At 43.0% G+C, this 13593-nt stretch carries 17 protein-coding genes; 6 read left to right on the plus strand and 11 right to left on the minus strand.

From position 1 onward, the window contains the following. Nucleotides 1–225 precede the first annotated feature (225 nt). From trmB to EL244_RS04320, 5 genes are all read left to right on the plus strand, one after another. Nucleotides 226–942, plus strand: coding sequence for a tRNA (guanosine(46)-N7)-methyltransferase TrmB (trmB, locus tag EL244_RS04300; protein ID WP_006815656.1), 717 nt, complete (start codon nt 226–228; stop codon nt 940–942). Nucleotides 943–944: 2 nt separating this feature from the next. Beyond that, a complete protein-coding gene (locus EL244_RS04305) occupies nt 945–1274 on the plus strand; it encodes a YggL family protein (RefSeq protein WP_039855660.1) in 330 nt (109 codons plus the stop codon). A 92-nt stretch (nt 1275–1366) separates the two neighbouring features. Beyond that, nucleotides 1367–2293, plus strand: coding sequence for a glutaminase B (glsB, locus tag EL244_RS04310; protein ID WP_115164852.1), 927 nt, complete (start codon nt 1367–1369; stop codon nt 2291–2293). Nucleotides 2294–2335: 42 nt separating this feature from the next. Then, nucleotides 2336–3070 carry a DUF2884 family protein gene (locus tag EL244_RS04315; protein ID WP_112836296.1) on the plus strand — a complete coding sequence of 245 codons (735 nt, stop codon included), beginning with the start codon at nt 2336–2338 and terminating at the stop codon, nt 3068–3070. Nucleotides 3071–3266: 196 nt separating this feature from the next. Beyond that, entirely contained in the window at nt 3267–4217 is a 951-nt protein-coding gene (locus tag EL244_RS04320; RefSeq protein WP_126459046.1) for an ABC transporter substrate-binding protein, read from the plus strand. A 77-nt stretch (nt 4218–4294) separates the two neighbouring features. Here EL244_RS04320 and hemW read toward each other — a convergent pair whose 3' ends face one another. The 9 genes from hemW to rsmE all read right to left on the minus strand — a co-directional run bounded on the left by hemW (nt 4295) and on the right by rsmE (nt 11084). Then, nucleotides 4295–5434 carry a radical SAM family heme chaperone HemW gene (hemW, locus tag EL244_RS04325; protein ID WP_126459047.1) on the minus strand — a complete coding sequence of 380 codons (1140 nt, stop codon included), beginning with the start codon at nt 5432–5434 and terminating at the stop codon, nt 4295–4297. Continuing rightward, entirely contained in the window at nt 5427–6020 is a 594-nt protein-coding gene (gene rdgB, locus EL244_RS04330; protein WP_115164026.1) for an RdgB/HAM1 family non-canonical purine NTP pyrophosphatase, read from the minus strand. Before rdgB ends, hemW begins: the two co-directional genes overlap by 8 nt. A gap of 15 nt (nt 6021–6035) precedes the next feature. Continuing rightward, nucleotides 6036–6620, minus strand: a complete 585-nt coding sequence (locus tag EL244_RS04335; protein ID WP_126459049.1) for a YggT family protein — start codon at nt 6618–6620, stop codon at nt 6036–6038. A gap of 19 nt (nt 6621–6639) precedes the next feature. Then, entirely contained in the window at nt 6640–7461 is an 822-nt protein-coding gene (gene proC / locus EL244_RS04340; RefSeq protein WP_126459052.1) for a pyrroline-5-carboxylate reductase, read from the minus strand. 15 nt (nt 7462–7476) lie between these two features. Continuing rightward, on the minus strand, nt 7477–8169 hold the full coding sequence (locus EL244_RS04345; RefSeq protein ID WP_126459055.1) for a YggS family pyridoxal phosphate-dependent enzyme: 693 nt from the start codon (nt 8167–8169) through the stop codon (nt 7477–7479). Nucleotides 8170–8298: 129 nt separating this feature from the next. Beyond that, nucleotides 8299–8718, minus strand: coding sequence for a Holliday junction resolvase RuvX (gene ruvX / locus EL244_RS04350; RefSeq protein ID WP_006815645.1), 420 nt, complete (start codon nt 8716–8718; stop codon nt 8299–8301). Continuing rightward, complete coding sequence (locus tag EL244_RS04355; protein WP_006815644.1) at nt 8718–9281, minus strand: YqgE/AlgH family protein; 564 nt, start codon at nt 9279–9281, stop codon at nt 8718–8720. Before EL244_RS04355 ends, ruvX begins: the two co-directional genes overlap by 1 nt. 114 nt (nt 9282–9395) lie before the next feature. After that, complete coding sequence (gene gshB, locus EL244_RS04360) at nt 9396–10343, minus strand: glutathione synthase (RefSeq protein WP_126459058.1); 948 nt, start codon at nt 10341–10343, stop codon at nt 9396–9398. A 9-nt stretch (nt 10344–10352) separates the two neighbouring features. Then, a complete protein-coding gene (gene rsmE, locus EL244_RS04365) occupies nt 10353–11084 on the minus strand; it encodes a 16S rRNA (uracil(1498)-N(3))-methyltransferase (RefSeq protein ID WP_039855559.1) in 732 nt (243 codons plus the stop codon). A 242-nt stretch (nt 11085–11326) separates the two neighbouring features. Here rsmE and EL244_RS04370 point away from each other — a divergent pair, with 242 nt between their 5' ends. Next, on the plus strand, nt 11327–11971 hold the full coding sequence (locus tag EL244_RS04370; protein WP_126459061.1) for a prepilin peptidase: 645 nt from the start codon (nt 11327–11329) through the stop codon (nt 11969–11971). Here the strand turns inward: EL244_RS04370 and EL244_RS04375 are convergent. Beyond that, nucleotides 11964–12608, minus strand: a complete 645-nt coding sequence (locus EL244_RS04375) for a DsbA family protein (RefSeq protein ID WP_126459064.1) — start codon at nt 12606–12608, stop codon at nt 11964–11966. The two genes, EL244_RS04370 and EL244_RS04375, sit on opposite strands and share 8 nt — an antisense overlap. Nucleotides 12609–12710: 102 nt before the next feature. Next, a complete protein-coding gene (locus tag EL244_RS04380) occupies nt 12711–13583 on the minus strand; it encodes an MBL fold metallo-hydrolase (RefSeq protein WP_126459067.1) in 873 nt (290 codons plus the stop codon). Nucleotides 13584–13593 lie beyond the last annotated feature (10 nt).

Here is a 13593-nt window from a genome sequence, read left to right on the forward strand (position 1 = left end):
TTTTATTGGTATTTCAGTCATGGGGAGGATTGCAACATAGACCGAGGTAGCTGTAAACCGCTTCGTGTGTAAAGTTATCCAATTATCAACTGCAAGATCCCTGAAGTTTTGGTAAACTCGCGTACTCGCTATAATTTGGCGAGAATTGATGAACACAATTTGGATTTTTTTATACTCTTGTTGGCACATTATCTAATTGGACAACGAATTTTTTAGAACTTTATTATGATCAATAACGTTATCTCCCCCGAATATAATGAAGATGGGCGTGTTATGCGCCGTGTCCGTAGTTTTGTCCGCCGTCAAGGGCGTCTGACAAAACGTCAGGAAGAAGCATTAGAAAGCGAATGGGCTGAAATGGGTATCGATTTTATTAACGAACCTTTTGATTTCGCTAAATTATTTAATAATTCAAATCCGGTTATTTTAGAAATCGGTTTTGGAATGGGTACTTCGTTAGTCACTATGGCGGAGCAGAACCCAGATAAAAACTTTCTCGGTATCGAAGTGCATGCACCGGGTGTGGGCGCTTGTTTAGCATCAGCAAAAGAAGCAAATGTGACTAACCTGCGCGTCATGTGCCACGATGCGATCGAAGTCTTAGACTTTATGATCCCTAACGGCAGCTTGGCGATGGTTCAGTTATTCTTCCCTGATCCTTGGCATAAATCGAAGCACAGTAAACGTCGTATTGTGCAGGTGCCTTTTGCAGAAAAAATTCGTACTAAATTAACGGACGGTGGTGTATTCCACATGGCAACAGACTGGGAGCCTTATGCAAAACATATGCTTGAGGTAATGAACAGTGTTGCAGGTTATGAAAACGTATCCGTTTCAGGGGACTATGTGCCTCGTCCAGAATCAAGACCAGAAACAAAGTTTGAAAAGCGCGGCCAGCGGTTAGGGCACGGTGTATGGGATTTAATGTTTAAGAGGATTTAATGATGGCTAAACAACAACGTAGTCGCCGTTTACGTAAAAAATTACGTTTGGATGAATTCCAAGAATTAGGCTTCATCGTAAAATGGAATTTTAAAGAAGGTACGCCAATTGAAGAAGTGGATAGCACAGTTGACCAACTGATTGCTGAAGCTATCGAACCAAACGGTTTGGCATTTGAAGCTAGCGGCTACTTGAGCTGGGAAGGTATTGTTTGCCTACAAAAAATTGGCAAATGTACTGAAGAGCACCGTCAAATTGTTGAAAATTGGCTAAAATCAAAAGGGATGAACGACGTTGTTGTTTCTGAACTGTTTGATGTTTGGTGGGAATAATCACTAATTTGATTATTGATTAAGGCATCCAATTGGATGCCTTTATTTTCTAAAGTAAACCATTATGAAGTAACCATTCTGGAGTAACGCATTTGAGTGCCCAGTTTTCTGACCAATTACTACATGATATTTTGGATCAAGTTCGCCCGTTGATAGGTCAAGGGAAGGTTGCGAACTACATTCCAGCTCTTGGCTGTGTTCCTTCACATCATCTGGGTATTGCGGTGTATACCGCAGAAGGCGATATTTTTACTGCTGGTGATGCACGGATACGCTTCTCCGTTCAGTCTATTTCTAAAGTCCTAAGCCTAACGCTGGCGATGACGCGCTATGAAGAGCAAGAAATTTGGAGCCGTGTCGGCAAAGAGCCGTCAGGTTTGCCTTTCAACTCATTGATTCAAATAGAAATGGAAAAAGGCATTCCCCGTAATCCATTTATCAATGCGGGAGCGATTGTGATTGCGGACATGCTGCAATCCCGTCTTAGCGCTCCGAAACAGCGAATGCTGGAGTTTGTTCGGAAATTAGCTTGCGAACCTAATATTAGCTATGACATTGCTGTTGCTCGCTCGGAAATGGAACATGCTAGCCGTAATGCGGCAATCGCGTATTTAATGAAATCTTTTGGTAATTTTGAAAATGATGTTTTAACTGTGTTAGAAACTTATTTTCATTATTGCTCTCTAAGTATGAACTGCGTTGAGCTGGTGAAATGTTTCTCCTATTTGATGGCTCAGGGGGAAACAGCTTGCTCAATTGACCCGATAATCACGCCGTTACAATCTAGGCAAATCAATGCGCTTATGATGACTTGTGGCATGTATGATGGCTCTGGAGAATTTGCATTTCGAATTGGAATGCCCGGTAAATCAGGGGTCGGTGGCGGTATTGTTTGTGTGGTTCCAAATCAGTTCACAGTGGCGGTTTGGGCGCCGGAATTGGATTTAGCGGGAAACTCTTTGGTGGGATGTGCCGTCTTAGAATTACTTGCGAAACGAATTGGACGTTCTGTTTTTTAATTATCGTTCTATCAATAGAAAGATAATCAACGAGGAGATTTTATGTTGCGCCGTACTTTCATTGCATTTTCATTACTGGCATTTGCAGCTACGAGCCAAGCGGCTGATTATAATTGTGCCGTGACGCCAAAAGACGATATTTTTATGACGCCAGATAGCGTCCAAGTTGTTGGGCAGAGTGGGGATTTAAAAATTACGCCAAACGGCGATGTTACCCTGAATGGTAAAAATGTTGTGCTGACCGCTGAACAGCAGCAGCAAGCATTGCGTTACCAGTCGGCTATCCGACAAGACCTTCCATGGATAAAAAAAGAGTCTGAGCAGAAATTGTCTGCATCCAGAAAGTCACTGGATAAAGTGGTCGCAAAAGTGGTTGGCAACGAGAGTAATATTCGTAACCGTTTAACGAAACTCGAAAAAGATTTAAATGGTCAGATTGACCAGATCATTGAAACTCGTCCAAATGGCTATGTTTTCCATCATCAAGGTATTAAGAAGGTAGAAGCTAGCGGACGTCAGCTAGTAAATGAAAGCTTAGGTGGCATCTTACAAGACAGTATCAATGAGATGGGTCGTAAGCAGCTAATGGCTGGTGGTGATACCAATGCACTGTTGCAAGGTATGCTAGGCGGTTTAGGTGGCTTACAGCAGGAAATTGAAGGCGAATGGAAAAACCAAGAAAATAGTTTCCAGCAGTTTGGCCAGCAAGTTTGCACCAAAGTAACGTCATTAGAGCAGCAACGAATCAGCTTACTTAATTCAATCAAAGCTAACTAGTTAACTTCTATCTCTAATTTTAAAAGCAGCAATCAGGAAATGGGTTGCTGCTTTTTTATATCAAAAATAAAGGATAAACTATGATGCAAATAACATAAACGAAAACAATAGTAATAATCATTATCATTTAATTGACTTATTAGTAACTCTCCTTAGAATGCGGGTTTGGCTTAACGACTAAATCGGTGTCATTCATATGAAAAAATTTATTCCAGCTGTACTCGTTTCTATCCTGTCATTCTCCGCACCTTACGCACTGAGTGCTGAATCTACTGCATTTACACCTAACGCAATCACTGCACAAGGTACGGATAAAGTGACTGTTAAGCACCTCTCCGGTGAAACTGACGTGGTTAAAAAACCACAAAAAGTAGTGCTATTTGATTTCGGTATTTACGACTCAATGCAAAAGCTTGGGCTAGGGGATAAGGTTGTTGCATTGCCAACGGCTAATGCACCCGCTTATGTGAAGGCCGGAATTCCTGCGACAATGAAAAATGCGGGTGGCATGAAGCAGCCAGATTTAGCTGAAATTGAAGCACTAAAACCCGATTTAATTGTGATCACGGGTCGCCAAGGCAAATCTTATGAAGCGCTGTCAAAAATTGCGCCGACATTGAATTTAGGTTCTGATAGCAAAAATTATATCGATTCGGTAAAAGCGAACATCAGCTTAATTGGCGAATTGTATGGTAATCAAAAAGAAACTGCGGAGCAGTTAGCGCAATTGGATAAAACTATTGCAGCAGCGCAACAAAAAGCAGCGGCTTCCAACAAAAAAGTATTGGTTTTACTGCATAACGACGGCAAGTTAATCCCGAATAACCAAGCGGTTGTTTATGATGTAGTTAAAGCTCAACGTGCTGAATTACCGCTTCAAGCAGATGCTGATAAATCAAAACGTCGTGTCGTGGACACCAAAACTATTGCTCAAGCGGATCCGGATGTCATTTTAATTGTGGATCGTAGCGAAGCGATTGGTGCAGGTAAGCTGGATAAAACGGTATTTGAAGACAAAAATATCCAAGAAACCAAAGCGTATAAAGATGGCAAAATTACCTATCTGCAATCTGATCTGTGGTATCTCTCTGGTGGTGGCTTAGTCAGCTTAACCGAACAAATTGATGCAGTGACTAAAGCACTGTAATTGATAAAATCAGTTATTATTCTCAAGAGAAAGCCAGCATTCAGCTGGCTTTTTTCATACTGAAAATTATTCGTTACCTACTCATCCCCTAAAAATAGCTCCAGCAGAGAGTTTAAGAATAATTTACCATGTTCAGTAATTTGCCATTCATCAGCGGTTTCCGTGATATAGCCTTTGGCTAACGCTTCATCAATAGCTGAACGTACCACGGACTCAGGCAGTCCTGTATATTCCGTAAATTCACTACGAGGCATTGATTCGAGTAACCGGAAGCGGTTCATAAAATATTCGAATGGACGGTCTTCATTCTCAACATTGTAACGGTTATCGAGATAACGACCTTCCATATAACCCCGTGGGTGTTTGGTTTTTACCGTGCGTAAAATTTGCCCATCGGTGGACGTGATTTTCCCGTGAGCACCGCAACCAATTCCGAGGTAATCCCCAAATCGCCAATAATTTAAATTATGCTGACATTGATAGCCGGGCTTTGCATAAGCCGAAGTTTCATATTGCTGATAGCCTGCAGCTGACAGCAATTTATGACCTTCAGTGTAGATATCCCACAGTGTGTCATCATCAGGAAGGCTAGGAGGTCGCGAACCAAATTGAGTATTTGGCTCGATAGTTAGCTGATACCAAGAGAGATGCGGTGGCGCGAGCTCAATCGCTTGGCGTAAGTCAGATAACCCTTCATCGCGAGTTTGAGAGGGGAGACCGTGCATCAAATCTAAATTGAAACTACGTAAATGCAAGTTAGTTGCCAGTTTGGCTGCACGTTTTGCTTCATCAGGACCATGAATGCGCCCAAGCGTAATCAGTTTATCGTTGCCAAAACTTTGAACACCAATAGAGATTCGGTTGATCCCTGCGGCTTGGTAGCCAGCAAAACGTTCGGCTTCTACTGTTCCGGGGTTGGCTTCCATCGTCACTTCGGCGTCAGGATCAAGATTTACACGCTGACGAACGCCATCCATCAGCATCTGCATGGATTTAGCACTGAGCAAGCTTGGCGTTCCACCACCGATAAAAATCGTTTTGACTGGGCGGGAGCCTATTAGCCCCACGTCGCTATCAAGATCGTGCAGTAAGTGCTCGACATACTCAACTTGGGGGATCTCCCCCTTCATTGTATGTGAATTAAAATCACAATAAGGGCACTTTTGTACACACCAAGGAATGTGGATATACAGGCTTAACGGGGGAAGCTTAAGCATTTTTTAGGGCATCCAACATCATGGCTAAGGCTTTACCGCGATGGGACACCGCCTGTTTTTGTGCCTTAGTTAACTCCGCAGAAGTACAGCCTAATTCGGGTACATAGAAAATAGGATCGTAGCCGAATCCACCTTGACCTTTAGCTTCACGGGTTAATATGCCGTGCCAGCGACCGTGAAAGACTAATGGAGTAGGATCCTCTGCATGACGCAGGTATACCAAAACACAGTTAAATTGTGCCTGACGTTGGTTATCAGGAATATCTTTCATGGCATCGAGAAGCTTGTCTAGATTTTGCTGATCACTTGCCTCTTCTCCAGCATAACGCGCGGAGTAGATCCCTGGAGCTCCACCTAATGCATCGACGGAAATACCTGAATCATCAGCAATTGCAGGTAAGCCTGTTTGTGCTGATGCGTGGCGAGCCTTGAGAATAGCATTCTCAATAAAGGTCAATCCGGTCTCTTCTGCGGACTCAACCCCAAGGCTGGTTTGTGCCACGATATCCATACCGAAATCCCGCAGTAAATCGGCTAATTCATTCACTTTGCCCGGATTACCGGTCGCTAAAACTACTTTTTGCATCTTTTACATCTTCCCTTACATAATGCCAATAGAGAACAGCATGGCGGTTAATGATGGGTCAATCATTAAAGAGACATCAACACGCAGGTAGTTCAGGGCTATCAAAATAAACATGACAATCATGGCTGAAAAATCTAATCCGCCCATCGCAGGAATAATGCGGCGAATTGGCGCCATTAGAGGCTCAGTTAATTGGAATAGCAGGTAATCAATGGGATTACGACCTTGGCTAACCCAGCTTAAAATAGCGCGGATTAGGATCATCCAGAAAATCAGCTTACCAATATAAGTTAGTAGTAAAATCAGCGCCATAGGTAGCAAAGTAAGCCCTATCGCTGGGAGCATATTGGTTGCCCACATCCCAAAGATAATATCGGCAATGGCGAGCACAAATGCGACGAGTAACGTAGCTGTGTCGATAGAACCCACGGATGGAATTAGGCGACGTAGTGGCCCAACAATCGGCTGAGTTGCTTTGACGACAAACTGTGAGAATGGGTTATAAAAGTCTGCACGAACACACTGCATCCATACTCTGAGCAAAAGCACAAAGATATACAGTTGGAATAGGGTGGTAACAATAAAAACGAGAGTCTGCATGGCTTGTCCCAAAAATTAATTAAAAAAGTTTTTCCATCTCTTCCGCTCTATCAATCGCGCTTTGCATAGCTTTAGCGACAGTTTGCGGTAGATTACCATTATAAAATTGCTCTAAAGCCATAGCGGTAGTGCCGCCTTTAGAGGTGACTTGTTCACGTAATGTAGAGAATGCAGTGTCACCCTGTGATTTAGCTAGCGCAACGGAGCCTTCAATGGCATTAAGCACTAATTCACGAGCTTGTTTTTCATCGTAACCAAGTTGCTCTGCTTTTTGCTGCATCGCTTCCATAAACAGGAATAAATAGGCTGGAGAGCTACCAGTTACTGCAATGATATTATTAATTTCTTTCTCTTCAGTACACCAAGTTGTACTGCCAACACTTTCCATTAACTGCTGGGTAAACTGTTTATCATCTTCAGTGACATTCGATTGAGCAAACAGGCCACTGACACCTTTACCTACCAGAGATGGGGTATTTGGCATAATGCGAACAAGGTGTAATGGGTGTGCAAAATAGTCATTATAACGATCTGCTGGAATCCCTGCGGCGATGGTTAAAATAAGTTTATTGTCCAGATTTTCGAGCTGCTGTAATGGTTCACAGACCTCTTTCATCATTTGAGGTTTTACTGCCAAAACAATCACTTCAGCTTGCTGCGCAGCGGTTAAATTATCATTGGTACTGATAATGTCGTATTGCTGTGCCATCTTATCGCGTCGCACGGGGGTCGGGGAACATACGGTGATCATTGATGCTGGGTAACCATGAGCCACGAGACCCGCAATAATGGCATTTGCCATATTCCCCGCGCCAATAAAGGCAATTTTGCGATGTTGCATGTTGTTCTCCTAAAATTAATTATGGTATTGACGAGCACCAAAAATGGCGGTACCAATGCGAACAAGGGTCGACCCGCAGTGGATAGCAGCGGCCATATCATCAGTCATTCCCATCGACAAAGTATCAACGGTAGGATAGTTATTTTTCAATTGTTGAAAAGCCTGCTCCATTTGTCGAAACGCAACACATTGGCGCTCATAATCAGTTTCGGGTGCCGGAATAGTCATTAAACCTCTCAGCACCAGATTCGGTAACTGAACGACTTGCGCGGCAAGAGCGTCAACGTCTTCAAGTTTGATGCCTGACTTACTGTTTTCATCGCTAATATTAATTTGGATAAGTACATTCAGTGGGGCTTTATTTTGCGGGCGTTGTTCATTTAAACGCTGAGCGATTTTAGCTCGGTCTAATGTGTGGAACCAATCAAAATGCTCTGCCACTAAACGACTTTTATTGGACTGTAATGGTCCGATAAAGTGCCAAACCAGATCGGTTCTATCAGCGAAATATTGGATTTTCTCAACGCCTTCTTGAACATAGTTTTCACCAAATTGGCGAAGACCGGCGTCAATAGCCTCTAAGATGGCTTCACAAGGTTTGGTTTTACTGACGGCTAACAGTGTAATTTCTTGTGGGGAGCGGTGACACTCAGTAGCAGCAAGATTGATGCGAGCGGTGACTTCCGCAATATTATTTTGAATGGTCATTTTTATTCGATACCGTTTTTCAGTTGCTTTCGGTGAATATTCAGAATTAACCCTAGTGTAAAGCAATTTGCGGGAGAACGGCACCTTTGCAGCAACTGAAAGGGTAAAATAAACGTAAAGATGTGTTTTCTAGTAATTCTGCTCAAACCAACTTTCTAAAATCACGACCGCAGAGGCTGAGTCGACCTTACCTTTACTTAAGGCGCGATATCCACCTTGTTCAAATAGACCCGCTTTGGCTTCAACGGTGGATAACCGCTCGTCGTGTAATTTCACTTGCACACCAAAACGTCCGTGAATGCGGTTAGCAAAGTTACGCGCTTGGCTGGTGACTAATTGCTCGGTGCCATCCATATTCAGTGGCAGTCCCACAATCACTAATTGAGGTTGCCACTCTTTAAGTAGTTTTTCGATTTGTTGCCAATCTGGTCTGCCATCATTCGCCTTTAACGAGGTGAGGGCGCGGGCGGTTCCTGTAATTTCTTGTCCTACTGCAACACCAATACTTTTGGTGCCAAAATCGAAGGCAAGTAACGTTCTTGCTGACATTATGCGTGCCCCGCTTGCATAGAAATAGTGTGGATATTGATCCCCAAAAGGTTGCCTGCCGCTTTCCAACGCTCACTCAGTGGCGTATCAAAAATCAACTTAGGATCAGCATTGACGGTGAGCCAGCTATTTTCCATGATTTCACGTTCCAATTGCCCCGGTTCCCAGCTCGAGTAGCCTAATGTCACCAATGAATTCATCGGATGTTGCTCATTGCCCAAGGTCTCTAAAATATCTTTCGATGTGGTTACCATAATATGGTCATTGAGACGTAGACTAGCCGCATATCCAGTGACTGGCGTATGGATAATAAAGCCGTGTTCTTCCGCAACAGGGCCTCCCGCGATCACCATTTTTTCAAGGTTTCGAGAATTAATATGTTCAGACACTGAAATCTCGAGTTTTTTCAGCATCGAAAACACAGAAAAATCTTCAATGGGTTTGTTAATCACTAACCCCATAGCGCCATTTTCGTTGTGTTCGCAGATGTACACGACGGATTGGTGGAAATAGGGATCCGTGAGTGACGGCATAGCAATTAAGAAATGGTTCTGTAAATTCATAAATGGCAAGCTCAGCGTTTTAGGTTCCTATATAAACTATAACGGATATAGAAAATAACACTAAAGGCAACCCAGAGGGCTGCCTTGTGAGTATTATTTCTTTCACGAAATCACTTATTTTTGTAGACGGCGCTTAATCGCATCCATCAACATACCCGTAATTGAAATATCAAATGCGGCTTCAATTTCACGGGCACAGGTCGGGCTGGTCACGTTAATTTCCGTTAGACGGTCACCGATAATATCTAAACCAACAAAGATTAAACCTTTCTCTTTCAGTGTTGGTGCGACGGCACGAGCAATTGCCCAATCACTTTCTGTTAATGGGCGCGCTTCGCCACGACCACCTGCGGCAAGGTTACCACGCGTTTCACCTTGTGCTGGAATACGGGCTAAGCAGTATGGAACGGGTTCACCATCAACGACTAATACACGTTTGTCACCGTCTTTGATTGCCGGTAAAAAGTTTTGCGCCATGCAATAGCGAGAGCTATGTTCGGTTAAGGTCTCAATAATCACGCCAACGTTGGGGTCGTCTTGCTTCAGGCGGAAGATTGACGCGCCACCCATCCCATCTAAAGGTTTAAAAATAACATCTCCATGCTTTTGATGGAATGCTCTCAGTTTGTCTGAGCTGCGAGTAACAAGGGTATCTGGGGTCAATTCAGGGAACCATGCGGTAAATAGTTTTTCGTTACAGTCACGTAGGCTTTGTGGTTTATTGACGATTAAGCAACCCGCTTGTTCTGCGCGTTCAAGAATGTAGGTCGCGTAGATATATTCAGTGTCAAATGGGGGATCTTTGCGCATCAAAATGGCATCAAGGTCACCTAATGCAATATCTTGCTCAGATTTGAATTCATACCATTTGTTAGGATTTTCTTCGACGGTAACGATTTTGGTGGTTGCGCGAGCTTCGCCTTGGTGTAAGTAAAGGTCATTCATTTCCATATAATGGATTTCGTAACCGCGACGTCCTGCTTCCAGCATCATTGCAAAACTAGTGTCTTTTTTAATTTTAATGGACGAAATAGGGTCCATTACTATGCCGAGCTTGATCATTTTATCTCCTTAACCCAAGTCACCTAAGCGCACTTGCAGTGCGGTTATAGCGGTTAGCGCCGTCGTTTCTGTTCGTAATACTCTTGGCCCCAACAGGATATCAGTGAACTGATAATTCGCTGTCATGGCGATCTCTTCTGTTGATAACCCACCTTCGGGACCAATCAGCAGTCTAACGTGTTTTAAATCTGCGGGGAGTGTATTCACACTGTGTGATGCCCGCGGATGTAAATTAATTTTAAACGCTCCGTCATTTTCTGCACACCAAGCTTCAAGTGATTGGACGGGACGAATTTCTGGAATACGGTTACGGCCACATTGTTCACAGGCTGCAATAGCAATTTTCTGCCATTGCTGTAATTTTTTCTCAAGCCTTTCTCCATCAAGACGAACGCCGCAACGTTCTGAAAGCAGCGGAGTGATCGTATTAACGCCTAATTCCACAGACTTTTGGATGGTGAATTCCATTTTTTCTCCACGGGACATAACTTGCCCAAGGTGGATATCTAATGGGGACTCGCGGTCATCAAGGGTACTACTTTCAATGTGGACAAAAACACTTTTTTTTGTCGCTTCAGTAATTTCAGCGCTGAAGGTATGGTTGCTGCCATCGAATAACTCGATTTTTTGCCCTACAGACATGCGAAGAACTCGCCCCACATGGTGTGCTGCATCATCACAAAGAGAAATGGTGGTATTGGTTTGTAATGGCTCTGGGTGATAAATGCGTGGGATGCGCATGATTTTTCCTTAGTCGATAATCAAGATAACTGTTGCAGGATATGGGGACTCAATCCCAAAAAGCAAGAGCAAGAGGATAGTTTATAACTAAAACGAGGTGTTTTTTGCTTAGTCTGTGCCTTGAGGTTGAAAGTCATTTAACCGTCGATAAAACCGACGGTTAACCACGAAATTATGGTGTTGGTTTTTCCTTTAAGCCCCGTATATTGAAAGGCAGTTTTACATAGGTTTAAGGAAAAACCATGGATACGTTCTTGAATGGGTTATGGGTAACTGGTTTGTGTTTTATCTCTAGCGGGTTAACGTCGAAATTACTGTTGCATATCCCCAATCGTTATTTAGGTCTTCCGAGTATTTCCATTAACGGCATAACTTTATTGATAGCTTATTCTGGTGTAGGTGGCGTGGGGCTGCTTTTAGGATATTCATCATTTTCTATTCTGATGCTGTTTTTATTCCTCAATTTGGCTCTTCCTCTATTTTTTATCGATTTAAAAACAGGCTATTTACCCAATATTTTAACCTACTCATTGTTATGGGTAGGGCTGCTTTATCAGGGGATTTCACTCAATGGAAATCTGATTTCTGCATTTTACGCGTTGATATTGAGTTATGTCCTGCTGGTGGTAATGACCACTATCATGGAAAAAATACGTAAACGTCCACAAATGGGGCGAGGGGATTTCAAATTAATTGCGGCGTGTTCAGCGTGGCTAGGATTGCTGGATTTACCTTATTTTCTAGGGTTATCTGCCAGTTTGGGAATAGTGCATTTTATAGCTCTTTGCATCAAGACCAAGGGAACTCTCGTTTCCAGCATTCCCTTTGGTCCAGCGATTATTTGTAGTGCAATGGTTTGGTTATTTTTCTCCATGTCGCCTAATTAGCGGCAGAAACCAAGGAATCTAAAAGTTTCGACCATTTATCCGGCTCGCCTAGGTAATTTTGCAGAGGGACTCGTAGCCATTTATCTTGTTGCTGAATTAATAGCGTTGGAAAGCCAGATGCCCCAGATTGGCTGAGCAGTTGCTTGCTATTTTGAATATGGGTATTGGTTTCCGATTGTGTACATTCAGCATAATCTTGCTGGAATTTCTGGTTATCTAAGCCAATTTCCTGTGCGATTTCGGTTAATACCTCGGGTTGTCTTATTTGGCGTCCGGCAACGTAGTGGGCTTGCTGCAGCGCTTTCAACATCTCGATGCCTTTATCTTGCTTTGTGGCTGCCAAAATAGCGGTTTGAGGTGGTGCAGAATCCATAACCACATTTGGTTGATGCAACATATTTATGTAGCCATCACCAAAAACTTGGCCGGTCATTGCGGCAATGCGTTTGTCTGATTGCAGAATGTATTGGCGGAATTGGTCATCAAGATGCAATAGTGCATCGCCAGCTAGCATACCGCCACCATGTAATTCTAATTGGATATTAGGGTGGTTTGCTGCAATGGCAATTAAAGGTGCCGCGGCATAGCACCAGCCACAGTAAGGGTCATAGATATAGTGTAGGGTTATTGTATTCATGTTTTTATACTCTTAATAATCGGTTTCTTTAATCATATGCAAGCTGACGGAAAATCGCTGATAAATCTGTGCGATTTCCGTGACAGCTTAAAAATTAATGGCTTATTGTGGCCACTGCATTTCACCTTTAATGACTTTAGCACTTAATTCTAAACTGGATTTATCATCCAATTTCGGGTGGCTGGTTTCCATTTTTTTGATCAGTTCAGCGGAGTTTTTGCTCTGGCTGTTCGCTTTCTCGAAGTCAGTTAAATACTGTTGGGTAAAGGTCACGGTAGATAAATCCATTTTTGATTTACCTGTAAAGTGCCCCGGAACAACGGTAGTTGGCTTCAGCGCTTTAATGCTTTCTAACGTTTGCTGCCAGTTTTGGCGAGATTGTGGAGTTTGGGTATCGGCAATCCAAACATGAATATTGTCAGAAACCACCACACCACCAACAACCGCTTTTAATGAAGGAACCCAAACATAACTTCTATCTGGGGATGCGCCATCCAGCCCTTTGATTTCTAATTTTTCACCGTCGACGGTGAAACTATTGGCTTGGATCACTTCAGGCACGACGACTTTGCTCGGCGCTTCATTTTTCAAAACATCACCCCAGTACGCCAACTTGCCATCTTTAGTGGCGTTGATTGCATCCACTGTTTGTTGTGTCGCAACGACTTTGGCATCAGGAAAAGCTTTAGTGAGTGTTTCTAAACCAAAATAGTAATCTGGATCAGAGTGGCTGATATAAATAGTAGTGAGTTTCTTATTCAGCTTTTTAATTTTATCCACTAATTGTTGCGCATCGTTATTTTGGAACTGAGCATCAATGAGCACCACTTCTTTATCACCACTGATGATTTCAGAGGAAACAGGAAATACGCTGTTATTGCCTGGGTTATAAACCTCTAAAGTTAAGTTTGTTGCATGTGCAAACTGGGTGGCAGAGGCAAGTGTGATAGCAGTAAATAAAGTCGATAATTTCATGTTATATCCT

This window comes from Providencia rustigianii (genome assembly GCF_900637755.1).
GTDB classification, from domain to species: Bacteria; Pseudomonadota; Gammaproteobacteria; order Enterobacterales; family Enterobacteriaceae; genus Providencia; species Providencia rustigianii.

Coding starts and splice junctions, on each gene's coding strand:
- trmB (WP_006815656.1), top strand. CDS start 226: ATGATCAATAACGTTATCTCCCCCGAATATAATGAAGATGGGCGTGTT.
- EL244_RS04305 (WP_039855660.1), top strand. CDS start 945: ATGGCTAAACAACAACGTAGTCGCCGTTTACGTAAAAAATTACGTTTG.
- EL244_RS04315 (WP_112836296.1), top strand. CDS start 2,336: ATGTTGCGCCGTACTTTCATTGCATTTTCATTACTGGCATTTGCAGCT.
- EL244_RS04320 (WP_126459046.1), top strand. CDS start 3,267: ATGAAAAAATTTATTCCAGCTGTACTCGTTTCTATCCTGTCATTCTCC.
- hemW (WP_126459047.1), bottom strand. CDS start 5,434: ATGCTTAAGCTTCCCCCGTTAAGCCTGTATATCCACATTCCTTGGTGT.
- rdgB (WP_115164026.1), bottom strand. CDS start 6,020: ATGCAAAAAGTAGTTTTAGCGACCGGTAATCCGGGCAAAGTGAATGAA.
- EL244_RS04335 (WP_126459049.1), bottom strand. CDS start 6,620: ATGCAGACTCTCGTTTTTATTGTTACCACCCTATTCCAACTGTATATC.
- proC (WP_126459052.1), bottom strand. CDS start 7,461: ATGCAACATCGCAAAATTGCCTTTATTGGCGCGGGGAATATGGCAAAT.
- EL244_RS04345 (WP_126459055.1), bottom strand. CDS start 8,169: ATGACCATTCAAAATAATATTGCGGAAGTCACCGCTCGCATCAATCTT.
- ruvX (WP_006815645.1), bottom strand. CDS start 8,718: ATGTCAGCAAGAACGTTACTTGCCTTCGATTTTGGCACCAAAAGTATT.
- EL244_RS04355 (WP_006815644.1), bottom strand. CDS start 9,281: ATGAATTTACAGAACCATTTCTTAATTGCTATGCCGTCACTCACGGAT.
- gshB (WP_126459058.1), bottom strand. CDS start 10,343: ATGATCAAGCTCGGCATAGTAATGGACCCTATTTCGTCCATTAAAATT.
- rsmE (WP_039855559.1), bottom strand. CDS start 11,084: ATGCGCATCCCACGCATTTATCACCCAGAGCCATTACAAACCAATACC.
- EL244_RS04370 (WP_126459061.1), top strand. CDS start 11,327: ATGGATACGTTCTTGAATGGGTTATGGGTAACTGGTTTGTGTTTTATC.
- EL244_RS04375 (WP_126459064.1), bottom strand. CDS start 12,608: ATGAATACAATAACCCTACACTATATCTATGACCCTTACTGTGGCTGG.
- EL244_RS04380 (WP_126459067.1), bottom strand. CDS start 13,583: ATGAAATTATCGACTTTATTTACTGCTATCACACTTGCCTCTGCCACC.